This window comes from Methylophaga sp., from assembly GCF_009711715.1.
Taxonomy (GTDB): Bacteria; Pseudomonadota; Gammaproteobacteria; order Nitrosococcales; family Methylophagaceae; genus Methylophaga.
The window spans coordinates 49,301-72,832 of the sequence record NZ_VENF01000004.1; the positions used below are offsets into that span (position 1 = coordinate 49,301).

The 23,532-nt window shown below is 52.1% G+C and carries 21 protein-coding genes; 12 read left to right on the forward strand and 9 right to left on the reverse strand.

Annotation, left to right across the window (positions count from 1 at the left end; all coding sequences use genetic code 11):
* Window positions 1-41: 41 nt before the first annotated feature.
* The 6 genes from FH755_RS02765 to fae all read left to right on the forward strand — a co-directional run bounded on the left by FH755_RS02765 (window position 42) and on the right by fae (window position 6,737).
* Window positions 42-1,988 (forward strand): transglycosylase SLT domain-containing protein, encoded by a 1,947-nt coding sequence (locus FH755_RS02765; protein ID WP_292438450.1) that lies wholly within the window; start codon window positions 42-44, stop codon window positions 1,986-1,988.
* A 9-nt stretch (window positions 1,989-1,997) separates the two neighbouring features.
* Window positions 1,998-3,224 carry a multifunctional CCA addition/repair protein gene (locus FH755_RS02770; RefSeq protein ID WP_292438452.1) on the forward strand — a complete coding sequence of 409 codons (1,227 nt, stop codon included), beginning with the start codon at window positions 1,998-2,000 and terminating at the stop codon, window positions 3,222-3,224.
* A gap of 105 nt (window positions 3,225-3,329) precedes the next feature.
* Window positions 3,330-4,313, forward strand: coding sequence for a methenyltetrahydromethanopterin cyclohydrolase (gene mch / locus FH755_RS02775; RefSeq protein WP_292438454.1), 984 nt, complete (start codon window positions 3,330-3,332; stop codon window positions 4,311-4,313).
* A 4-nt stretch (window positions 4,314-4,317) separates the two neighbouring features.
* The gene (locus tag FH755_RS02780; RefSeq protein WP_292438457.1) at window positions 4,318-5,235 is read left to right on the forward strand and encodes a RimK family alpha-L-glutamate ligase; all 918 of its coding nucleotides are present in this window, start codon (window positions 4,318-4,320) and stop codon (window positions 5,233-5,235) included.
* On the forward strand, window positions 5,225-6,094 hold the full coding sequence (locus tag FH755_RS02785) for a triphosphoribosyl-dephospho-CoA synthase (RefSeq protein ID WP_292438459.1): 870 nt from the start codon (window positions 5,225-5,227) through the stop codon (window positions 6,092-6,094). Before FH755_RS02780 ends, FH755_RS02785 begins: the two co-directional genes overlap by 11 nt.
* A 124-nt stretch (window positions 6,095-6,218) precedes the next feature.
* The gene (fae, locus tag FH755_RS02790) at window positions 6,219-6,737 is read left to right on the forward strand and encodes a formaldehyde-activating enzyme (RefSeq protein ID WP_292438461.1); all 519 of its coding nucleotides are present in this window, start codon (window positions 6,219-6,221) and stop codon (window positions 6,735-6,737) included.
* Between the two features lie 47 nt (window positions 6,738-6,784).
* Here fae and FH755_RS02795 read toward each other — a convergent pair whose 3' ends face one another.
* Window positions 6,785-7,489, reverse strand: a complete 705-nt coding sequence (locus FH755_RS02795; RefSeq protein WP_292438463.1) for a HisA/HisF-related TIM barrel protein — start codon at window positions 7,487-7,489, stop codon at window positions 6,785-6,787.
* A 77-nt stretch (window positions 7,490-7,566) separates the two neighbouring features.
* On the opposite strand from FH755_RS02795, the gene FH755_RS02800 reads away from it, so the two are divergent.
* From FH755_RS02800 to FH755_RS02820, 5 genes are read left to right on the forward strand one after another with little or no spacing between them, the layout of a single operon-like run.
* The gene (locus FH755_RS02800) at window positions 7,567-8,526 is read left to right on the forward strand and encodes an ATP-grasp domain-containing protein (protein ID WP_292438465.1); all 960 of its coding nucleotides are present in this window, start codon (window positions 7,567-7,569) and stop codon (window positions 8,524-8,526) included.
* Window position 8,527: 1 nt separating this feature from the next.
* Window positions 8,528-9,562: a hydantoinase/oxoprolinase family protein gene (locus FH755_RS02805; RefSeq protein ID WP_292438467.1), complete on the forward strand. Its 1,035-nt coding sequence runs from the start codon at window positions 8,528-8,530 to the stop codon at window positions 9,560-9,562.
* Between the two features lie 9 nt (window positions 9,563-9,571).
* Window positions 9,572-10,960 (forward strand): aminodeoxychorismate synthase component I, encoded by a 1,389-nt coding sequence (pabB, locus tag FH755_RS02810; RefSeq protein ID WP_292438469.1) that lies wholly within the window; start codon window positions 9,572-9,574, stop codon window positions 10,958-10,960.
* Between the two features lie 2 nt (window positions 10,961-10,962).
* Complete coding sequence (locus FH755_RS02815; RefSeq protein ID WP_292438471.1) at window positions 10,963-11,544, forward strand: delta 1-pyrroline-5-carboxylate synthetase; 582 nt, start codon at window positions 10,963-10,965, stop codon at window positions 11,542-11,544.
* A complete protein-coding gene (locus FH755_RS02820) occupies window positions 11,541-12,698 on the forward strand; it encodes an aminotransferase class V-fold PLP-dependent enzyme (protein WP_292438473.1) in 1,158 nt (385 codons plus the stop codon). The genes FH755_RS02815 and FH755_RS02820 overlap by 4 nt, the downstream gene beginning before the upstream one ends.
* Here FH755_RS02820 and FH755_RS02825 read toward each other — a convergent pair.
* From FH755_RS02825 to FH755_RS02860, 8 genes are all read right to left on the reverse strand, one after another.
* The gene (locus FH755_RS02825) at window positions 12,673-14,274 is read right to left on the reverse strand and encodes an AAA family ATPase (RefSeq protein WP_292438475.1); all 1,602 of its coding nucleotides are present in this window, start codon (window positions 14,272-14,274) and stop codon (window positions 12,673-12,675) included. The genes FH755_RS02820 and FH755_RS02825 overlap by 26 nt on opposite strands.
* Before the next feature lie 16 nt (window positions 14,275-14,290).
* Window positions 14,291-15,370, reverse strand: coding sequence for a 3-dehydroquinate synthase (aroB, locus tag FH755_RS02830; RefSeq protein WP_292438476.1), 1,080 nt, complete (start codon window positions 15,368-15,370; stop codon window positions 14,291-14,293).
* On the reverse strand, window positions 15,357-15,926 hold the full coding sequence (aroK, locus tag FH755_RS02835) for a shikimate kinase AroK (protein WP_292438966.1): 570 nt from the start codon (window positions 15,924-15,926) through the stop codon (window positions 15,357-15,359). The genes aroB and aroK overlap by 14 nt, the downstream gene beginning before the upstream one ends.
* Before the next feature lie 61 nt (window positions 15,927-15,987).
* Window positions 15,988-18,102 carry a type IV pilus secretin PilQ gene (locus FH755_RS02840; protein ID WP_366658669.1) on the reverse strand — a complete coding sequence of 705 codons (2,115 nt, stop codon included), beginning with the start codon at window positions 18,100-18,102 and terminating at the stop codon, window positions 15,988-15,990.
* A 35-nt stretch (window positions 18,103-18,137) separates the two neighbouring features.
* Window positions 18,138-18,719, reverse strand: coding sequence for a pilus assembly protein PilP (locus tag FH755_RS02845; protein WP_292438477.1), 582 nt, complete (start codon window positions 18,717-18,719; stop codon window positions 18,138-18,140).
* A complete protein-coding gene (pilO, locus tag FH755_RS02850) occupies window positions 18,703-19,293 on the reverse strand; it encodes a type 4a pilus biogenesis protein PilO (RefSeq protein WP_292438479.1) in 591 nt (196 codons plus the stop codon). Before pilO ends, FH755_RS02845 begins: the two co-directional genes overlap by 17 nt.
* Window positions 19,293-19,853 carry a PilN domain-containing protein gene (locus tag FH755_RS02855; RefSeq protein ID WP_292438481.1) on the reverse strand — a complete coding sequence of 187 codons (561 nt, stop codon included), beginning with the start codon at window positions 19,851-19,853 and terminating at the stop codon, window positions 19,293-19,295. Before FH755_RS02855 ends, pilO begins: the two co-directional genes overlap by 1 nt.
* Entirely contained in the window at window positions 19,853-20,911 is a 1,059-nt protein-coding gene (locus FH755_RS02860) for a pilus assembly protein PilM (RefSeq protein ID WP_292438482.1), read from the reverse strand. Before FH755_RS02860 ends, FH755_RS02855 begins: the two co-directional genes overlap by 1 nt.
* 191 nt (window positions 20,912-21,102) lie before the next feature.
* Between FH755_RS02860 and FH755_RS02865 the strand changes: the two genes are divergently transcribed.
* Window positions 21,103-23,484, forward strand: coding sequence for a penicillin-binding protein 1A (locus FH755_RS02865; protein WP_292438484.1), 2,382 nt, complete (start codon window positions 21,103-21,105; stop codon window positions 23,482-23,484).
* Window positions 23,485-23,532 lie beyond the last annotated feature (48 nt).

A 23,532-nucleotide genomic window follows, 5' to 3' on the forward strand; every position in this document is an offset into this window, starting at 1 on the left:
TCCTGCTGATTTTTACCGCGCTCATGGTTTAAGATAGCGCCATGCGATGGATCAAAACCCTGTTGTTTTATCTTGCCTTTCTGGCACTGCCTTCCTATGCCATTGCAAACAGTAATGCGCAGTTGGAAAAGCAGCGCCAGACCTTCCAGTTTGCGCACAAAGCGCTGCAGACCAACCAGATTTCCCTCTACCGTCAGTTTTATGACCGACTCGATGGCTATCCCTTGCAGGGCTATCTGCAATATCTTTATCTACGCCACCGGCTTGAACAGGTCTCAGCAGCATCCATTGACAGCTTTCTGAAGCAGGAAGCAGACACTTTCTATGCTGAACGGTTGCGTGCTTTCTGGCTGGACCGGCTGGCAAAGCAGCAGCGCTGGCAGGAATATCTGCAGTTCTACCAGGCACCACAATCAGCAGAACGCGACTGCTACCATTTACAGGCCTTACTGGCGACGGGGCAAACTAACAAAGCCTTTGAGTTAACACCGAAGATGTGGCTGGTTCCTCAGTCCCAGCATAAAGCCTGCGATCCGGTTTTTGCCCGCTGGCAACAGGCAGGTCTGCTTACTGAAGACATGCGCCATCAGCGCATGATGCTCGCCCTGCGTGACAACCAGTTCGCCATCGCCAGCTATCTGGCCCGCTCAGGTCCCAATACAACGCAGGAACTGGCCTGGATTGAACGCTGGAAAACCATACACAGTAATCCGCTTTCGCTGTTGAATCAGTTACCGGCAGCAGCACCGGCCGACAATTCGGTCACGCTGGCCCGTGACGAAGCCCTGTCACGTGAAATTATTGTCCATGGCCTGACCCGGCTCGCCCGCCGCTCACCGCAGCAGGCTTTTGAACAATGGCAGAAACTTCGGGATCATTATCAGTTCAGCGAGCAGGACCAAATCGCCGTTCGTCGTGCTATCGGTACCTGGGCAGCATTAAACCGTGATGACAAGGCATTGGTTTATTTCGGCAATATTCCCGGTGGCGAATGGCAGGCCCGTGCGGCTATCTGGCAACAGGACTGGCGCGCCGCTACCAAAGCCATCAAGCAGATGAATATTGATGAGCAGGCCTCAACCCGCTGGCAATACTGGCTGGGTCGGAGTCAGGCCGGACTGGGGCAGAAGGAAGCAGCCAGAGAGACCTATGCCGCCATTATCGGCCAGCGTGATTATTATTCCTTCCTTGCCTCTGACGAACTGGACCGACCCTATGCGATGAATCATCGCCCGATTGCTGTATCGGCAGAAACGCTCAATGATTTCCGCCAGCAGCCCGCGGTGCAGCGTCTGCATGAGTTCTATCAGCAGGATATGATGCTGGAGGCCCGGCGCGAAGCCTATTACCAGTCACAACATCGCAGCGATGCCGAATTGCAGATGCTGGCTACGATTACCCATGAATGGGGCTGGCATAACCAGACCATCGCCCTGCTGGGCAAGGCCCGGTATTGGGATGCCCTGGATCTGCGCTTTCCGGTTATTTTCGATAAGGCGATGCGGCAAGCCGGTCAAAATACCGGCCTCGATCCTTCCTGGCTGCTTGCGATCGCTCGTCAGGAGAGTGCCTTCAACCCCACCGCCCGCTCCCATGCCGGCGCACTGGGTCTGATGCAGTTGATGCCTGATACCGGTCGTCTTATATCCAAACTGATTAACCGGCCGCTCAAACAACTGGATGAGCTCTATCACCCGGAACGTAATATCGAACTGGGCAGTGCTTATCTCAAGCGCATGCTGGATGAAAACCAGCGTAATCCGGTTCTCGCCACCGCTGCCTATAATGCTGGCCCGCACCGGGTCAAAAACTGGTTGCCCACGCAACGTCTCGATGCCACCATCTGGGCGGAAAACATTCCCTATAACGAAACCCGTCACTACGTGCAGACGGTGATGAGCTATGCCGCGATTTTCGACAGTCAACGAAACCAGGCCATTAAACCGTTGTCAGAACGTATGCCTGCAATCAAACCCAAAACACCTTAGGCTGTTGTTATGCAATGTTTTCTAGTAGGCGGCTGTGTCCGTGACCAACTGCTGGGGCTGCCGGTTAAAGACCGTGACTGGGTCGTGGTCGGCGCCGATCCGCAAACCATGCTCACCCAGGGTTTCAGACCGGTGGGCAAGGACTTCCCCGTGTTTCTCCACCCGGAAACCCAGGAAGAATATGCGCTCGCCCGTACCGAACGTAAGTCTGGCCGCGGCTACCATGGTTTCAGTTTTCATGCCGCACCTGATGTCACGCTGGAACAGGATCTGGCGCGTCGCGATCTGACTATCAATGCCATTGCCGAAGATGAAAACGGTCAGATTATCGATCCTTTTAACGGTCAGGATGATCTGCGTAATGGCATTCTTCGTCATGTGTCGCCCGCGTTTGCCGGAGATCCGGTTCGTGTCCTGAGAATCGCGCGCTTTGCCGCCCGTTTCGGCTTCAAAATTGCTGACGAAACCAAAGCCCTGATCGCCCAGATGATTGCCAACGGTGAGCTGGAATTTCTGGTGCCGGAACGCGTCTGGCAGGAACTTGCCAAAGCCCTGCAAAGCGACCAGCCTTCGCTGTTTTTCACCACGTTACGTGAAGTTGGCGCACTCAAAGTGCTGTTTCCTGAGGTCGATGCTCTGTTCGGTGTGCCCCAGCATCCCAAGTGGCACCCGGAAGTCGATACCGGCGTCCATGTGATGATGGTCATCGATCAGGCTGCCAGGCTTTCTGAGGATCTGTCGGTGCGCTTCGCCGCACTCTGTCATGATCTCGGTAAAGGCCAAACCCCGGCCGATATTTTGCCCAGTCATAAAGGTCATGAAGCCACCAGCATCAGCCTGACCCGGAATCTGTGTGAACGGCTGCGGGTGCCAAAAGAAACCGCTACCCTTGCTGTCAAAGTGGCCGAGTTCCACACTGATGTACACCTGCTGTTTGAGCTCGATGCGAAGCGGGTACTGCATGTGCTGGAGGGCGTTGACAGCTTCCGCCGGCCCGAGCGTTTCCAACAGTACCTGCTTGCCGGTGAAGCCGATTTCCGCGGGCGGCCTGGCTATGAAGATGCACCGATGCCTGAGGGCCCTGCTTTCCAGGCCTGCTATGAAGCTGCAGCCGCCGTCTCCGCCACTGAATTTATTGAAGCCGGCCTGTCCGGTATCGCGATTGGCGAGGCGATTCGTCAGAGACGACTCGAGTTAATAGAACAGACCCTCGAAGCCTATCGACCTGCAGCCTGATCCCGTCAGCTGAAAAACCTGTACTGATAAAGGCTTGCAAGATTACAGGCCGCCCCCATATCACGTATAATCCGCTTATTTTTGGACTTTAATTTAGGACTTATCATGAGCAGTGAACTCTCAGCCAACTGGACCAGCGTCAATGCTGCCTGCCAGCCGCTGGTCGATGCATTGATTGCCGATGCGCAGGCCCTCAACCTGGAAATCAGTACTCTGGAAAACGGTACCCGTATCGTTGATGCCGGTATCAACTGCAAAGGCGGGCTGGAAGCCGGCCGCCGCATCGGTGAAATCTGCATGGGTGGTCTTGGTACTGCTTCGCTGGGCACCAACAGTGGCTTTGACAACTGGCCCTGGTCGGTTAATGTTCACGCCAAGACCCCCGTGCTGAGCTGCTTGGGCAGTCAATATGCCGGCTGGAGCCTTTCGCATAAAAGTGAAGACAGCAAGTTTTTTGCGCTGGGCTCAGGCCCCGGTCGTGCGCTGGCTGCTCGAGAGGAACTGTTCAAGGAATTCGGCTATCAGGATAAAGCCGATTCGACCGTCATTGTGCTGGAAGTCGACAGCTTCCCACCGGTTGAGGTCGCTGAAAAAGTCGCTGATAACTGCGGCATCAAAGCAGAAAACCTGACTTTTATTCTGACACCGACTTCGAGTCTGGCCGGTGTCATGCAGATCGCGATACGAGTTCTCGAAGTCGCGATGCATAAAGCCCATGAACTGCATTTCCCGCTGGAAAAAATTGTCGACGGTTACGGTGTAACACCAGTTGCACCGCCTGGCGGTGACTTTATGACCGCCATGGGCCGCACCAATGATGCGATTCTGTTCGGTGGTCAGGTGCATCTCTTTGTCGATGCGACTGACGAGGAAGCCAGAGATCTGGCAGAGAAAATGCCCAGCAATACCTCCTCCGACTACGGCCGTCCATTCGCTGAGATATTTAAAGCTTACGAATATGACTTCTTCAAAATCGACGGCAGCCTGTTCAGCCCCGGTAAGGTGATTGTCACCAATACCAATAGCGGTAAGAGCTTCAGCGCCGGCGAACTGAACCGTGACCTGCTGAATCAGTCTTTCGGCCTGTAAATTTATGAGCGCACCCCGCGTCGTCATTTTCAACGATACCCATGGCTGGCACAGTGCGCAGTTAACGGCGGCACTGAGCCGGCTGGGTATCGAGGCGGTACTGACTGATCTGGCCGAATGCCGGATTGATCTGGATTCTGCGACCGGCCTTTATATTCCCAGTTTTGACAACGAGTTACCAGCCGCTGCCATTGTGCGGGGTATTGCACCGGGTTTTCTGGAGCAGATCACGCTGCGCATGGATGTTTTGCACACCCTGGCAGAGCTCGGTGTGGCGGTTCTGAATCCGGCCACGGCCATCGAACATACCGTCGACAAAGCCCGCACCTCGCTGCGTCTGCATCTGGCCGGCCTGAGGACACCACGCACCTGGGCCTGTGAAAATGCCAACGCCGCCAGCACCATCGTTGAACGCGAGCTGGCAGCAGGTCAGTTGCTGGTGATGAAACCGCTGTTCGGATGTCAGGGTAAGGGAATTGCCTTAATAGAAACCCTGTCTCAGTTTGAGCAGCAGGCGCCTGTGGGTGACGCCTTTTACCTCCAGCAATATGTCGCACCCGAACAGGCTGGTGCCTGGCAGGACTGGCGTCTGCTGGTTATTGATGGCGAAGTCTGTGCCGCCATGTCTCGTCGTTCCAATCACTGGATCACTAATTTTGCCCAGGGTGCCAGTTGCTTCGCGACGCCGGTTTCTGAGGACATGCGTCAGTTAGCCATCCGCGCGACAGCTGCAGTGCAGGCAGATTATGCCGGTGTCGACTTGATACGCGGCCATGACGGCCAGTTCACTGTGCTGGAAGTCAACAGCGTGCCGGCCTGGAAAGGTCTGTATCAGGCCACTGGTGCCGATATCGCCGGGACCCTCGCTCACGCTGTTAATCAACGTATTATGGCGGGGTTGGCATCGAATCATGCTGTCTGAATCGGAGATAGCTGAATCCGTATTCTGGGCCTGTGAACAAGAGGTCCGTGCACCCAAACCGGGCAACGTCAATTGTTTCAGCGATGGTCACAATATGGCCGTTGATGATTTTATCCACAGTGCCCGTGCCATTGCCCCGGTAATGGCCCGTCCCGGCCTCGGCGTCGGTGAGCGGATTCTCAGTGCGATAGAGGCCACCCGGCAAGTCGTTAGCTGCAATACCAATCTCGGTATTGTGCTGTTATTCGCCCCCTTGTGCTGTGCTATCGAACAGTGTGAACGTTTTGAAGATCTCTCTGCCGAACTGGCCAGCGTCCTTGAAAATCTCAGTGTTGAGGATGCCAAACTGGCTTATCGGGCAATCAGAATGGCCGAGGCCGGTGGCCTGGGTCAACATCCGGAGCAGGATATTAGCGGAGATCCAAGCGTTACCCTGTTAGAGGCCATGCAAATGGCGGCTGAACGGGATCAGATAGCCCTGCAATATGTAAGTAATTTCAACACATTATGGAAAACCGGATTGCCGGGATTGACAAGCGCGCTGAATTCTGGAGAAAGTGTTGAATGGGCCACGGCTTTCGCGTATCTTAAGCTCTTATCAGAGGCTCCCGACAGCTTGATTTGTCGCAAGCAATCCAGGGAGCAGGCGACCGCAGTGACAGAAAAGGCAAAACAACTTGTTTTTGAAATGAATAAAAACAGTACGTTAAATGCTTATTTAGATCGGCTCACTGCCTGGGACAACGAATTAAAGCAGAATGCCATCAATCCGGGTACCACCGCAGACCTTGTCGCGGCCACGCTGTTGCTTCACGCATTTCAGCGCCGGCTTTCTGCTGACCGAATTTCAGTACCATGATGCATCCAGCGGACGGCACTGAGCAGGTGATACGTTCCTTTATTACGTATAAACCCTTCCTTGAAAGCAAGGAGGGAAAAAAATGAGCCTTTTTGACAATTTTTTTGGAACAGGAAAATACAACATGCCAGTAATCGATCGCGTACTTGTAGGTGAATCGCTGGTCATCGAAGACGGTGACCTGGACAACGTCGCACACATTGATCTTCTTATGGGCCCGCGCGGTTCAGCTGCAGAAGATGCTTTCTGCCGGACACTGACTGACCAGAAGCAAGGGGTAAATGGTCTGTTGGCAGTGGTTGCACCTAACCTGATGGTTAAACCTGCAACCGTCATGTTCAACAAAGTCACCATCAAAAACATGAAACAAGCCGTTCAAATGTTCGGCCCTGCACAGCGTGGTGTTTCCCTGGCTGTCGCTGAGTGTGTTGAAGACGGTACTATCCCTGCCGGTGAAGCTGATGACTGCTTTATCTGTGTGGGTGTTTTCATCTCACCAACCGCTGACAGCGATGACAAGATCCAGGACTGGAACTACCGTGCAACTAAAGAAGCGATCAAACGCGCTGTTGCCCGTGAGCCGAAAGCGGCTGACGTTGTAGCGCAATACAAATCTTCTGAACACCCATTCGGTGCCAAGTAAGATTTAAAGCTGTTGATAAACTGCCCTTCTTCGGAGGGGCGGTTTCATCATTTTTTCAACAGGCGCTTCAGTGATGCTTTACTAAGTGCACCAGTGTGTAATGCACTGGCTATAAGAACCCCTTTGGCTCCAGTTCGCTGCGCCTGAATCAAATCTGCTTCATTACGGATACCTCCTGCAAGATACCAGTCCACTGCCTGAGACTGGCTCAGCAGGGTGCGAAGCCATTGTAAATCCGGGCCCTGGTCCGCACCGACACGATCCAGATTCATCAGAATCATCTTTCGGGTCCACCATTTCGGTTGTGAGAATAACTCCCCATTCCCCAGGTTAGTCTCTTTTTTCTTGTCCAGAGACAAAATCAATCTTGATGCACTATCTGCTTGCATCAGCATCTCAGTCTCCACCAGTGTCTCACTCCCAACCACCAGCTGCAGATTGCTGATGTCGTCATAGGCTGCCACTTCGTGCGCCCGTTTAATACCACTGTCCAGCCAGAACGCCGTTTGCGGAAACTGGCGACACAGCTCGCGGTAAAAACTCTCTTGCTGACAGCGCTGCTCTATTGCATCAAGATCAGCAATGTAAATACAGGGAAATGGCAGCCATGCCAACAGGTCCGAAATGACCTCAGCCGGCTCTGCTGATGGCGTCAGTACCGATTTCAAAACAGGGTAATTTTGACGATTGCCACCACGGGCATGAACAACGATCCCGCCGCGGATATCGATGACCGGTATAATCTGCAACATAAAATGCATTCTTCTCTTATCCGGGTCGCTGAAATTCATTACCCGGCATGAAAACCAATGAGTTTCAAACAGCATCAATGACGCTATTTATCTATGAACATCTTACCAGCGGGGCGCTGGCTGATGAGGCAATTTCTCCGTCACTGCTGCAGGAAGGTGAGGCCATGCTCGCTGCAATCTGTCATGATATTACGGCCTTGGGTTGTCACATTACGGTGATGCGCGACAGCAGGCTGCCAGCGCTGAGCGATTCAACCGGGCTTATCTCAACAGTGTGGGTCGACAGTCCGGCAACTTATCGTCAGATCTGGCAGCAGAGCCTCAACCAGTTCCAACAGTTTCTGATCATTGCCCCTGAAACCAACGGCTTGCTCGGACAACTGGTCACTGAACTTGAGCAGAGGCAGAAACATCACCTTGGCTCTAGCGCTGGCGCCATAAAACTATGTACTGATAAGCTATTATCCAGCCAGTGGCTGATTGAGCATGGCATTGCTACTCCCCGCACCGTCAACGCCGCCGCATGGTTGAGAACATCGGCTGCGGCCACAGAAGCTGGCTGGATTATCAAGCCACAAGATGGCGCCGGTTGTGAACAGACTTTCAGAATGTCTGCCCCACAGGCCAGAAGCTATCTCAAGAGCTTAGCCCCCAGCGTACTTGCGCAACAGATTGTGCAACCTTATATCGAAGGTACGCCACTGAGTCTGAGCTTGTTGATTACTGACAGCGATATCCAGGTTTTGTCGGTGAACCGGCAGCATATTGAAGAGTCGGACCATCAATTACATCTCAGCCGCTGCGAAGCAGGCCAGCAGGATCTGATTAAAGCGGCGGAGGCCAGCAGGCTGACACAGCAGATTCATGCTACGATTCCTGGACTGTGGGGCTTCGTCGGTATTGACCTGGTGCAGTCCCATGATGCGCTCTGGCTAATTGAAATTAACCCAAGACTGACCGTCTCCTATGCCGAAGCTGCACTGAGGCAGGGCCATAACCCGGCATTATCTTTACAGCCATATCTTCAAGAGGACTAAATTGAAACAACCCGGTTTTTGCGGATGGGATATCGGCGGCGCACATCTCAAAGTCGCCCGCTGTAACGAGCACGGCCAGCTGGAACAGATCATCCAGTTGCCTTGTGCTTTATGGCGCGGTATCGACGAACTGCGCCAAACACTGCAGCAGGCTTTGAATCGCCTGAACTGTGCCTCGGACACTCACGCCATCACCATGACCGGTGAACTGGTCGATGCCTTCAGCCATCGCCGTGAAGGCGTTGCTGCCATTATTGATTGTGTAACGCAGCGACTATCTGCCGAGCGCTGCCATATTTATGCGGGCGAAAAAGGCTGGCTGACTCCTGAGCAGGCAAAGAATAACTGGCAGGCCGTAGCTTCAATGAACTGGCTGGCCAGTGCCGCCTATACCGCCAGCCAGACTGATAGTGGTTTGTTTATGGATATCGGCAGCACCACCTGCGACATCGTGCCGTTTACATCACATCAGCTACAAGTATTAGGCTTAAGCGATCATCAGCGCCAGCGCCGGGGCAGCCTGGTTTACACCGGCGCTATCCGTACCCCGTTAATGGCGCTCGCAACAGAAGCACCATTAAATGGCAACAAGGTTGCACTGACTGCGGAATGGTTTGCCAGTAGCGCAGACATCTGGCGACTACTGGGGAAGCTGGAGGAAAGCCGGATTCAGGACAGCAGCGCTGATGGACAGCCCTGGACAGCAGACCACTGCCGACAGCGTCTCGCCAGAATGCTGGCTGCTGATGCCGACGATGCTGATGCCCGCGAATGGCAATTTGTCGCCCAGTGGTTTGCGGAAAAACAGCTACAACGCATCACCGAAGCCTGTCTGCAGGTGCAGACTGCCTCACCGCAGCCCACTGACAGTCCGCTTATCGGTGCCGGTGTCGGTCGCTTCATCGTAGAAATGGTGGCGGCCAGGCTGAACCGCCCCTATCTCGACTTCAGCAGTCTTTGTCAGTCTCAGTCCGCCGCAGCTGACCATGCCCCAGCAGCCGCGCTCGCCCTTCTGGCAGCGCAGCAGTTATCGTAAAATAGAACGATGATCCAGCAACTCCCACCGCTTTGTGTTGAACTGCCCTACCCGGGTGACAGCGAGCGTTATTTTAATAAACTGCGTCAGCGTCACTGGCCGGTCATGCTTGACAGTGCCAATACGTCTTTGCCGGACGGCCGCTATGACATCATGGCAGCCGATCCTTTTATCACGCTGGAATGCCGGGGCGAGCAAACACAACTTATAACGCCGGCTGGCAATAAAACCAGCAGTGATGATCCTTTTTTCCTGCTTGATGGTTTATTAAAAAACTATTCCCAACCCCGCACCGAGCTGCCTTTTGCCGGCGGCGCTATCGGGTATTTCGGTTATGACTTGGGCCGACGAATTGAAACCTTACCCTCTTCCGCGCTGGATGCTGAACAGATCCCGGATATGGCTGTCGGCATTTATGACTGGGCAGTAGTGACCGATCATCAACAGCAACGAAGCTGGCTGGCCAGCTTCGCACATGATCCGGAAACGCAAAAAAAGTGGCCGGATTTAGTCGCTCTGTTCACTGAAACAGGTGGAAAAGCTGATGAGGATGCAAGCTTCAAAGTCAGCGGTGAGCTGCGCTGCAATCTCAGTAAAAACGACTATAACCGGGCTTTCAACCGCATCCAGCACTACATCACCGAAGGTGACTGCTATCAGGTCAACCTGGCAAAACGTTTTGAAATAGACGCTAAAGGGGACCCCTGGTTTGCCTACCACCGTTTGCGTCAGCAGAATGCCGCACCGTTTTCCGCTTTTTTTAGTCCCGGTGAGATGGCAGTAATGAGCTCGTCACCCGAACGGTTGCTTCAGGTACATGATGGCCAGGTTGAAACCAAGCCGATTAAGGGCACGCGCCCGCGCCACTTAACAGATCCTGACAAGGATCAGGCCCTGGCCTGCGATTTACAAAACAGCATCAAGGACCGGGCTGAAAACCTGATGATCGTCGATCTGTTACGTAATGATCTGGGCAAGGTCTGTCAGGCGGGCAGTATCCGTGTTCCCAAACCGTTTGCGCTGGAAAGCTTTGCCACAGTTCATCACCTTGTCAGCACGATTACTGGCAAGTTGGCTGATGATCAGTCTGCTGTTACGTTGCTCAGAGCCTGCTTTCCCGGTGGCTCCATCACCGGTGCTCCCAAACTGCGGGCGATGGAGATCATTGAAGAGCTGGAGCCTAACCGTCGCGGCGTCTATTGTGGCAGCATTGGCTATATCGGTTTTGACGGCAATATGGATAGCAACATCACCATTCGCACACTGGTATTCAGTGACAAAAGGCTGCGTTTCTGGGCGGGGGGTGGTATTGTGAAGGATTCGCAAGCCGAAGCTGAATATCAGGAGGTCCATGATAAAGCTGCGGCAATGCTGCGTCTGATCGAGGGTTTACGCTGATCATGCGGATTATCAAATTGGGTGGCAGCCTGTTTCATACACCGGAATTGAGACAATGGCTTGAGCTGCTCGATAGTGCCAGTCAAGAAGAAGTCGTGGTGATTGTGCCCGGTGGTGGGCCGTTTGCCGATGAAGTTCGTCATGCCCAGCGTCTGCATCGATTCAGCGACAGTTCTGCACATCATATGGCGTTATTGGCCATGGCTCAATTCGGTCTGCTGCTTGCCGACCTCGCCCCCAACAGTCAGCCTTTCTATTATCCCCGGCAACAGGCAGAAATATTGAAAGCGGGTCTGCACGTCTGGCTGCCTGATCGCGCCTTGCTGGACATGTCCGATATCCCGCATAGCTGGGATATCAGCTCAGACAGTCTCGCCTTGTGGCTAAGCCAACAGCTCGAAGCGGATGAACTTGTGATGATCAAGCGTTCTACCGTGGTTTCCAGCCGCATTCAGGCGCTGATTCAACATGGTGTGCTTGATAAAGGCTTTACCACCCTCTACCAGCGCAAGCCGGTTCATACCCAGTTATTCCATTTCCAGCAACAGGCACTGTTTCCAGACAAAGGCCTGATCCTGCAATGAACCAGCCACTGGCGGTCAGTCAGGCTGAAGCACTGTTAACGACTTTATTGAGTCAGCATGGCCGGGCTGATGCCATCTCGGCACATCACTATCACGACTTGTTAAAGGAAGCCGATAAATACGTGCAGGCCGACAAGGCCGCACATATGAGTCCCGACCTTGCCCCTTACAGTCTGCTGGGCATGCAACTGGCTGGATTACACCAGGGTAACTTATTGTCCGCCGAACTCTATCCTGAACTCAGACAGGCAGAGCTCGATACCCTTGACTGGCTCAAGCAATGCTTTGGTTTGCCTTACGCTCATTTCAGTCACGGCGGCAGCGAAAATAACCTGCAAGCTTTGTGGCAGGCCCGTGATCGCCATGACGGTACAAGGCAGACCGTCTTTGCCAGCAGAGCCAGACATTACTCTGTCGATAAAGCCTGCCAGCTGCTTGGTCTCAAACTGCAACTGATTGCCACTGATTCACAGGATCGGATGGATCTGACAGCGCTTGAAGCAGCCTGCAGAAAACAAGCCCCACTAGCCATTATCATGACTGCTGGTACCACCGCTGCCGGTGCAATGGACCCCTTACAGCTCGCCTCTGCTATCGCAGAGCAGTATCAAAGCTGGCTGCATATTGATGCAGCCTGGGGGGGAGCCTTGTTAATGCTGCCGGAACAAAGTGCGCTTGTTGCGTCGTTAAATAAGGCCGACAGTCTATGCCTTGATCCACATAAGTCTTTGTTTCAACCGCGGCCCTCCAGTGTTTATCTTAGCCAACATGCGCTGGTACCAGGTTCACGGACTGATTATCTGGACAATGCGCCCGGAGAGCGCCTGACCGGCTCCTATGGCGCCGAGCTGTTTCTGCCGTTGTGGTTGAATCTGAAAATCCTGGGTGAAGCGTGGTTTTTCCAACAAACGCGGGCACGCCTTCACCAGGCACGGCGTTTTTCTGCGTTATTAAAACAACAGAATATGAAAGTCTGGAATGGGGGTACCGGTATTGTCTGCTTTGCGGCTATGGACAACGAATTCGATGAGCTGGTCAGGAATGGCACACTGTCGCGGGCCAGCATCAATCAGCAAGCCGTTTACCGCACTGTTTTTGCCGGCAGCCGGACAAAAGCCGAGGCCGTGTTCAGGGCGTTACACCTTTCTCGTTAATCTGCTTCTGCACACTGTCAAACCGCCGCAGCCAGGTCGGGATGGTGTTGAGTGGTGCCGGCCAGGCATTACTGGCACTGAGCGCCGCTTTTCTGGAAGGATAAACACCGTAAATCACCACATGCCAGGGTTTGTTATTACGCAGACTGGTAAAGGTCGCCACCTCCCCTGTCAGCGCATATTTGTCGATAAACTCATCCACTTCGGCTGCTTCCCAGGCCCCCATTAGCTGGAAAGTATAGTTATTCGCTTTCTGCTGCAAAATCCAGTCTCTATTATGTACTGAGCTTGCTTGCGGACTGATCCGTGGTTCATTGCCTCTGACAGATTCCGGCTCAATTATGGACTCGCTCTTTGTATTTTCGGCCTGCTGCCTGTTCTCAGTATCACTCAGCACAGGAACTTCTGTCTGAGGCTGAATCTCGGTCTCGGTCTCGGTCTCGGTCTCGGTCTCGGTCTCGGTCTCGGTCTCGGTCTCGGTCTCGGTCTCGGTCTCGGTCTCGGTCTCGGTCTCGGTCTCGGTCTCGGTCTCGGTCTCGTCAACAGTCTGATCTGCTGGCGGAATGTCCGCGAGGAGATCCGCCAGTTCCTGTCTCGGATCTGTCTCTGTTGGCTCGGCCTCTTCGCCGACAATCACTGTGGCTACTTCATCCTCCTGATTCAGCGGTGGCAGGCTGATTTCCTTTTCAATCTGCTCTGGCTTGTCTATCCAGCTGTTAATTTGCTGTTGAAAGACAAGAGCGCCAGCGATAATCATTCCCAGCAGAGCCACTACCGACCAGCGTCCGATTTGCCTGAAGGCTATCGGCATGCTCAATGTCATCTTGGATTTAGGCGCTGTTCCCAGTAGCTGTTGATGCGCGAGTTGATTTATTTTGCCGGGATTACCACCGGACTGACGATAAATGCGCTGCAGCTCCCTGCTGTTGAAGGGTAACTCACCCTTATAACCGGCCGCCTTGAGGCGCTGCATCAGATAAGGTTCAAGCTCCCTGATTTCCAGCGCTGGCATATCCAGCTTCTGCAGCGTGAGTTGTTGAGCAACGTTGGAAGCTCTCTGTGTGGTGATAATAGCCTGCCAAAGAGCTTGCTGCTCATTGCCCTGCCAACCAAGCCATTCAGACAACATGTCGCTGACCGGCTCCGGCTGGGATTCGATATCCTCTACTAGCAAAACCGGGACTATATTGACCCGTCTCAGTTGTGTCAGACGTTGCTTTATGTGGGCCTCGCAGCTTGCCTCATCATGACTACGCTCAGCCTGCAAATCAGCCAGTATTGACTGGCATAATGCGAGCTTATTACCGCTTGCCGGTAATAGACAGAAATGAATATCGGAAGCGGCCTGTCGCTGAAGTTGTGTCAGCAGGGTCGTTTTACCCATGCCCTTGTCGGCCTGAAGCAGGATTGGCGTCGTGGTGGCACGGAGCAGGTGCTGAAGTAACAATCGCCGTTGTTTTATATGACTGCCGTCATAAAAAGCGCCGTCAGTGGTGAACTGGGTGAACGGCGAGTGTGTTAATGCCAACCTGTTGATATAGGCTGGTTCAGCAGCGGTTGCCGTTAACTCACCCATTGCGGCCTGTCATCTCCTAGCCCTGAAAATATTGTAAAGTCTGCTGCAGTTTAGCGGGATCATAATCATCGCTTATCACAGCCTGACCGATGCCTTTCAACAGGATCAGCCGGATAACACCGTCCTGCACTTTTTTATCGACCGCCATTAAATCCATAAACTGCTGTGCACTCATCGCCTCCGGACCTGTGATCGGCAGGCCTGCACGTTTGAAAATCGCCTGTATACGGCTTAAGGCAGCCTGTTCCAGCCAGCCCAGTCTGGCAGACAAATCGGCAGCCATCACCATGCCGGTTGCAATAGCTTCACCATGCAACCAGTTACCATACCCCATACCGGTCTCAATCGCATGACCGAAAGTGTGCCCAAGATTCAGCAGGGCCCTGACGCCCTGTTCGGTTTCATCCTTGGCAACGACATCCGCTTTATCCTGGCAGGAACGCTCAATCGCATAAGCCAATGCTTCGGGCTTGCGCATTTTCAGTGCATCGATATTCGCTTCCAACCAGTCAAAAAACTCACTGTCGTTAATAAGACCATACTTGATGACCTCAGAGATACCGGAAGCAAGCTGACGATCATCCAGGGTGTTGAGCGTACTGGTATCGGCAATCACACATTGCGGCTGATAGAAGGCACCTATCATATTTTTACCCAGAGGGTGATTGACCGCCGTTTTGCCACCGACCGAAGAATCCACCTGTGATAGCAGGGTGGTTGGTACTTGTATAAACGGCACGCCACGTTGATAGCAGGCAGCGGCAAAACCTGCCATATCACCAATCACACCTCCACCCAGCGCGATGATCGTAACCCGGCGTGAAAAGCGCTCACTCAACAGTTTATCGTAGATCCGGTTTAATACCTCCAGTGTCTTGAATTCCTCACCGTCAGGCAGAACCACGGCATCGCAGTGATAGCCGGCCAGCAGACTTCTGACCTTATCCAGATACAACGGGGCGATAGTGTCATTGGTGACAATCAACACTTCCTTACGTTTAATGTGCTTTTGCAGCAGTGCCGGTTGTGAGAGTAAGTCTTCACCTATGTATATCGGGTAACTGCGGTCTGCCAGGGCGACGTTAAGGGTTTTCATGGGCTTGTTTTAGCTTTTCCTGTTTTTTCAGTTTCTTGATCACATCGTTCACGGTGTGCTGAATCGACTGATCACTGGTTTTTAACACAATATCGGCAACTTCACGATAGAGCGGATCACGCTTGGCCATCAACTCCTCTATCTGCTTGCGTCGATCACCGGTTTGCAGCAGGGGCCGCTTCTTGTCACGAGCGGTGCGGCGGTAGAGTTGCTCCGCTGTGGCAGAGAGATAAATCACATGACCACGCTGTTTGAGAAAGGCCCGGTTCTGCGCTGACAGGACAACGCCACCACCGGTCGCCAGCACGATATTTTCCATACCGGTCAATTCTTCTATTGTTTTTGACTCACGTTCGCGGAAACCGGCCTCGCCTTCCATTTCAAAAATCCAGGAAATGGAAACACCGGTGCGCTGCTCGATGACCTTGTCACTGTCATAGAACTTGCGGTGCAACGCCTTGGCCAGTTGTCTGCCAATGGTGGATTTCCCCGCGCCCATCGGTCCGACGAGGAATATGTTACCTGAAATCAATGCCCTGCCCTTGAAATTATCCATCATAAAAAAGCCGGATCAGTCTGATCCGGCTTTAATTATTAAAAACGATCTACAGGGGATTTTAATACTGCAACCCCTCTTTCACAATTTTTGGTGTGACAAAGACCAGTAATTCACGTTTTTGATCCGTCTTCTGCGTATTTTTGAAAAGGAAGCCGACGTAAGGAAGGTCACCAAAGAAAGGTACTCTTTCAATATTATCCTGAGTGTTTTGCTCATAAATCCCGCCCAATACAACAGTCTCACCATTATCGACCAATACCTGCGTCTGTACACTGCGGGTATCGATACTCGGAACACCATTAAAAATAGAGCCAACCTGATCTTGGCTTACCTCAAGGTCCATCACGATGCGATCATCAGGCGTAATTTGCGGTGTTACATCCAATTTCAACACGGCTTCTTTAAATGACACACTGGTTGCACCACTGGAGCTGGCTTCCTGATAGGGAATTTCTGTACCCTGCTCAATGGTCGCCTGTTGCTGATTGGAGGTGATGACCCTTGGTGATGAAACAATTTCACCTCGGCCCTCAGCTTGCATGGCAGATAACTCAAGCTCAAGTATCATCCCGAGAGGCAGTTTCGCCAAGGCCAAACCAATAGTTCCCGCAGCATTGTTAACTGGCAAGTCCACATTTAGACGGTCGTCCAAAGCAGGGCGATCTGTTCCATCATTAGCTGAAAGGTTATCAAGCTGGAAATCAGTCCCATCCAATGTACCTGATGTGGCAGCCTTACCCAGCTTACTATCATTTTCAGTGGTAGCCCCGAATCTAACACCCAACTCTTTGTTAAAGTCATTATTCGCAATCACAATGCGGGACTCAATCAGTACTTGCCTGACTGGCTTATCGAGATGCTCAATAACCTGTTGTATCTCTTCAAGATGCTCAGCAGTGTCACGAATCAGTAATGAATTGGTTCTTTGATCAATCGTGATACTGCCCCGCTTGGAGAGAAAACCTCTATCTCCAGAAGATGATGCACCACCACCCTGCGAGCCAGCGGTACTCAGAAGCGTGGCTAATTGATCTGCTTTAGCAAATTTAATTTCCACGATTTCGGTATAGAGCGGCTCCAGCTCTACTAATTGTTTTTGAGCTTCCAACTCCTGCTTTTCACGTGCTGCGATTTCAGCTGCGGGCGCGACCATCATCACATTCCCACTCTGGCGCATCGCCAAGCCTTTGGATTTCAAAATAATATCCAAGGCCTGATCCCAGGGCACATTTTTCAAGCGCAAAGTCAGATTACCGGTCACGGTATCACTGGTGACCAAGTTCATGCCGGTAAAGTCAGCCAATAATTGCAGCACCGCACGGACTTCGATGTTCTGGAAATTAAGCGAGAGTTTTTCACCGGTATAACCGAATTCATCCCTTGTGCCGGCTTGCGGTTCATCAGGCAGGGGTTTGACTTCGACGACCAATGTTTTTTCAGACTGATAGGCCAGATGCTCATAGCGTCCTTCGGTTGTCAATGTGAACTTAGTCGCATTCGTCACTGACTCCGCGTCAATATATTTTACCGGTGTAGCAAAATCGACCACATCCAGTCGGCGGTTGAGTTTATCCGGCAAACTGACATTGGCCAGATCCACAACAATGTTGCCGCGTTCTTCGCGGACATCCATCGCCGCATCATCACTGTCGAGCTGAACAATCAAACGGGCCTCACCATTTTCACCACGACGAAAATCGACATCGGTAACAGCAGGCCTATCACCACCTGAACCAGGTCTGGATGACACCGCCTGATGGCCGCTTTCAATGGTAATCATCATCTGATTGCCATTTTGAGTAATGGTGTAAGGGACTTTTTGCAGCAGGTTGATGACCATACGGGTCCTGTCACCGGCCTCGACTGCCGAGATACTGCGGGTTGCGCCAACATTGACCTGTCTGGTGCGTTCGGTCAGTTTATTCTGAACACCGGCAAAATCGATAACGATTCTCGCGGGATCGTCAGTAGCAAAACTGTTGGGTTTAGGTACCGGCTCGGAGAAGGTCAGCTGAATTTTTGCCTTATCCCCCGGCATAGCACTGTAATCGAGCGATCTGAGCTCGGCAGCATAGCTATTGACAGAAAATAACAGAAGTCCGATAGCGAGCATGGCATGATGCATCAGAGAAAAAAATCCCACTGAGCCCGCCACTGATGTCTGCTGTTGCATGTTAATTCCGTTTTGATAGGTCATTTTGTTCATTGCTATTTCACCTCTACTGCCGGAACAGAGGTATCTCTCTCGATAAACCCGCCACGCCCGTTAGGAACAATTTCTCTAAGCTGAATTTCATCGCTGGTGATGGAAATAATCTTACCGTGATTACGTCCCATGTAATTACCCACCTGTACCCGATGAATCACACCATCCGGGCCTCGAACCAAGGCCCAGATTTGGTCCTGCTCCAATGTCCCGACAAACTGTAATTCAGCAAGCTCAAAGGCTTCAAGTGCTTCTTTACGGCGATTTTGGTCAGGCTTGATACCATTATCAGCGACTGGTTCAGGCTCAGGTTCGGCCATATCTACTACTGTCGGCACAAATGGATCTCTAAGCTCAGAAGCAGCGTAGTCAAAATGCTCATAAGGTTTCATTACAGGGATAGGAGGGATATCCGATTTTTGTTGGGCTTTGACCTGAGCAACATAAGTTTCGAGGTCTGCCTTCTCTTGCTGGCAAGCTGCCGTCAAACATAACACAAGGGCAATAGTCGGCAGTTTATAACGCTGCTTCATGGCTGCTTCCCTGTTCATCTTGAACTCATTGTGGTCAATTCTCGCCATCATCGAAGTACCGGTATGTTTTTGCTGTCAGATTCATGGTCATCTTACCTGTTTGCTCGTTAAGCGGACCCATGGAAAAATCATGCATGGTGACGATACGCGGCAGCGCAGCTAGACCGCTGACAAATTCACCAAACTGGTGATAGTCCCCGGTCACCGTCATCTGAATCGGCAGCTCTGCATAAAAGTCGATCGGTCTCTCACCCTGGGGCTGGAATAACTCAAATTCCAAGCCATTAATCAGACCCGTACGGGTAACATCGACCAGCAGTTCCGGCACTTCACTTTTCTTAGGCAGTTGTTCCAGCATTGAGGCGAACATGACCCGCATTTCTGCTAATTGTTCTTTATAAGCTTCAAGATTTACCGCTTTAGCTTGCTTAGTCTCAAATTCTTTTTTCAGTTGAACTTCTTTTTGTTCCAAGCTTTTGAGTTGAACCTGTTTGTCTTTAATGATGAAGTAATAACCGCCACCCCAAACAACAGCACAAATGAGTAATATCGCGATAAATTTGACGACAAGTGGCCATTCGCCACTCTCATTGAAGTCCAGGTCAGTAAGTGAAGACAGTTCCATTATTCTCCGTCCTCTTTCTTAGTCTCAGTCTCATTCACTTCTACGGTGAAACTTCTTATCGAGTCGTCACGGCTGCTGGTCCGCTTGATAACTTTGAGCCGTGATTCACCATATTCTTCATTTTGGTCAATCTGCTGCATGAAAACCGACACGCGCGCATTGGATTGCGCTACGCCATCAAAATTGATCAAATTACCCTTGCGGGTGACCTTCTGCATGTTTACCCCTTCAGGCACGACTCTGGGAAGAGAATCAAACACTTTCACAATTTTGGGACGACTTTCCTGCAGTTCCTGAATCACCTGCATTCGGGCCAGCAGCCGTTCGCGCTGCTTTTCCAGATCTTTTATTTCCTTGATTTTCTTATCGACCTTGGCGATTTCCTGTTGCAGGAACGCGTTACGCTGGTTCTGCTGCTCAATCAGGCTGTCAGCATAGCTCATTACAAGGTAGAGAATGATGGCAGCAAAGACCAGACCGCCGAGTAAAGCCAGGTAGAACTGCTTCTGTCTTTCTTCGCGAAGCTCTTCGCGCCAGGGCAATAGATTGATATGAGCCATCAGTCAAAACTCCTCATTGCCAGGCCGCAGGCAATCATCATCGACGGCGCATCATTACTGAGTGCTTGAATTTTTACTCTCGGTCCCAACACCATGTCCGAGAAAGGGTTGGCTACCGAGGTGGAGGTGCCGGTTTCCTCTTCAATCATTTGTGCTACGCCCTTAATCGACGCACAGCCGCCGGCAAGAATAATATGATCAATGGATTGATACTGGGTAGAGGCCGAGAAAAAGAACTGGAGCGCACGGGTCACCGTCATCGTCATCGCGCGTTTGAACGGTTCCAGCACTTTAGGTGCGTAATCATCCGGCAGACTACCATCTTTCTTGGCCCTGCCCGCTTCCTGATACGACAAACCATAATGACGTTCGATATCTTCGGTCAGCATCCGACCGCCGAAGGTTTGTTCCCGGGTGAATACGATTTTACCGTCGACCAGCACATGCAGGGTTGTGACGGTAGCGCCGACATCGGCCACAGCGACTGTCAGCCCCTGTCCATGATGTGGCAACTGCCTGGCGATTAACGCGAAGGCGTTTTCCATGGTATAGGCCTCAACATCAACCAGTTTGGGTTTGAGACCCGCTTTTTCGACCACTTCGGTACGGGCATCGACATTTTCGCGTCGGGATGCCGCGAGCAGAACATCTACAGCTTCCACATCAGCAGCTGAGGTGCCCAGCACTTCGAAGTCGAGGCGAACTTCCTCGAGTGGATAAGGAATATAATTTTCCGCTTCCAGCAGAACGTTTTCTTCCAGTTCGCGACCGGACAGGCCTGCAGGAAATGAAACGGTTTTGGTGATGGCGGAATTGGCTGAGACCGCAACGGCCGCCTCTTTGGCTTTAGTGCCAGAGCGCTTGACAGCGCGTCGGATAGCACCGGCAACTTCATCACGATTTTCGATACGACTTTCGACCACAGCGTTAACGGGAAGCGGCTCTACAGCGTAGGATTCGACTGTGTATTTATCCCCTTTTTTATTGAGCTCCAGTATTTTTACTACTGATGAACTGATGTCTATCCCTAGTAACGGAGATTTCTTTTTCCCAAACATCTGTCGCCTCAATCCCAGTTGATCCTTGCGCGATTTACTTACTTAGCACTACTAGTTAAAGTAGTTTATTAAGATTAATCCGAATGTCAACATAAATCTCAATAAAACAAGGGCTTTGAACTTAAGCACTGTTTTTATTCCTGCCTTTATATATACTCTACTGACACTTTGATTGCGAACTTTTCATCATAATGCGCCGGATTTTCAGCACCCTGTTTAAGGTTTTTGCCGCACTTTTCATACTTTCCCTGATTGCAGCGGCGGTGGTTTATTTCTTTCTTGCCCCCAAATTACCCGACACCCAGACACTGAAACAAACCCAGTTTCAGATACCGCTGCGTATCTACAGCTCTGAAGGTGGACTGATGGCAGAGTTCGGTGAAAAACGGCGTATTCCGGTCGAGTACCAGGACATTCCAGCGCAAATGATTGATGCTTTTCTGGCAGCGGAAGATGACCGTTTTTACCAGCACCCTGGCGTCGATTATCAGGGCATTATTCGTGCGGTTTATTCCCTTTTGATGACAGGCGAAAAAACTCAGGGCGGCAGTACTATCACGATGCAGGTTGCGCGCAACTTCTTCCTGACCAGTGAGAAGACCTATCTGCGGAAACTGAATGAAATCATTCTGGCCCTGGAAATGGAACAGGTGCTGACTAAAGAAGAGATCCTGGCGCTTTACCTGAATAAAATCTATCTCGGCAACCGTGCCTACGGGGTTGGGGCGGCGGCGAATGTCTACTACGGCAGACCGCTCAGCGAGCTGACACTACCTGAAATGGCCATGATCGCGGGCCTGCCCAAAGCCCCGTCCCGGTTTAACCCCATCGCCAACCCTGAACGCGCCATGATCCGCCGTAACTATGTACTCAGAAGAATGTGGGAAGTCGGCTATATCAGTGAACAGGAATATCATGAAGCCAGCCAGGCGCCGGTCAGCGCCACATACCATGGCCGTGAGATAGAAGTTTACGCACCTTATGTTGCCGAGATGGTACGCACCCGCCTTATCGACGAATACGGTGAAGATATCTATACCAGTGGTTTCAATGTCTATACCACCATCCGCGGTGAACACCAGAAGGCTGCCAACCGTGCACTGCAGACTGCTTTGCTGGAATATGACCGGCGGCATGGTTATCGCGGGCCGGTGGCAGAAATTGAGTTGGAAGACAACATAAGTGAAGATTCACTAACCGAAAAGCTGTCGTCCTACGACACTATCGGTCCGCTAAAGCCTGCCATCGTCACCGCTATCAACGATGAATCAGCGACAATCTATATCAAAAATCTGGGCTATGAAACACTGACGCTGGGTTCGATGAAATGGGCGCAGAAAAAACTGAGTACCAACAGTCGTGGCGCTGTGCCCAAAAAGGTCGGTGATGTGATGCAGCCCGGTCATATCATCAGGGTCGAAAACAGGGATAAAGAAAGCTGGCAACTGGCACAACTGCCTGAAGCGGAAGGCGCACTGGTCGCCCTCGCTCCGCATGATGGCGCCGTAACCGCGCTGAGCGGCGGCTTTGATTACTTCCATAATAAATTTAACCGGGTCACCCAGTCCCGGCGTCAGCCCGGCTCGGGGTTCAAACCCTTTATTTATTCCGCGGCGCTGGAGAAAGGCTATACCGCCGCCAGTATCATCAACGATGCACCGGTCGTCTTTGATGATCCCGGTCTCGAAAACGTCTGGCGGCCAGAGAACTACAGTGGTAAATTTTTCGGCCCTACCCGACTGCGTGAGGCGCTAATCCATTCACGTAATCTGGTTTCGATACGCCTTCTACGTGATATTGGCGCTGATTATGCCGTGGAATATGCAAAGCGATTCGGCTTTGATGACACCATGCTGCACAAGAACCTGTCACTGGCACTGGGCAGTGGTAATGCCGCCCCCTGGGATATGGCCACGGCCTATGCAGCGCTGGCCAATGGTGGCTTCAAAATCGAGCCTTACCTGATCCAACGGGTGGAAAGTGCTACTGGCGAAGTGGTTTTCCAGGCATCACCGAAAACCGTCTGTGAAACCTGTCAGCTGACAGAAGTCGAAATGGATAATGCCAGTTTCAGTGTTGCGGAACGAATCATGACACCGCAAAACAATTACCTCATGAATACCCTGCTGCGGGATGTCGTTCGTTACGGTACCGGCCGTAAAGCGATGAGCCTGGGGCGTAATGATCTTGCCGGCAAGACCGGCACCACTAACGACCAGCTGGATGCCTGGTTCAACGGTTTTCATCCGGAACTGGTCGCTGTGAGCTGGGTCGGTTTTGATCGCCCGCGGAGTCTCGGTCGATATGAAACCGGGGGTCGTGCCGCTCTGCCGATGTGGATAGATTTTATGGAAGTGGCATTGCAGGGGCTGCCGGAAGCACCGCTGGAACAGCCGGTGGATATGGTGACAGTCAGAATCGATCCGGAGACCGGGCTGCTGGCGCAACCCGGTGATACCGATGCTATCTATGAAACCTTTCGCGAAGATACCGTCCCCGACGAGGTCGCCCCCTCAACCGGCACCGGATACGCTGGTGATAATGGCAGCGCACCGGTCATTGAGTTGTTCTGACCACTGCTTTTCGTTACAAGCCGTGATGGAGTGAAACCGGCGACTAAA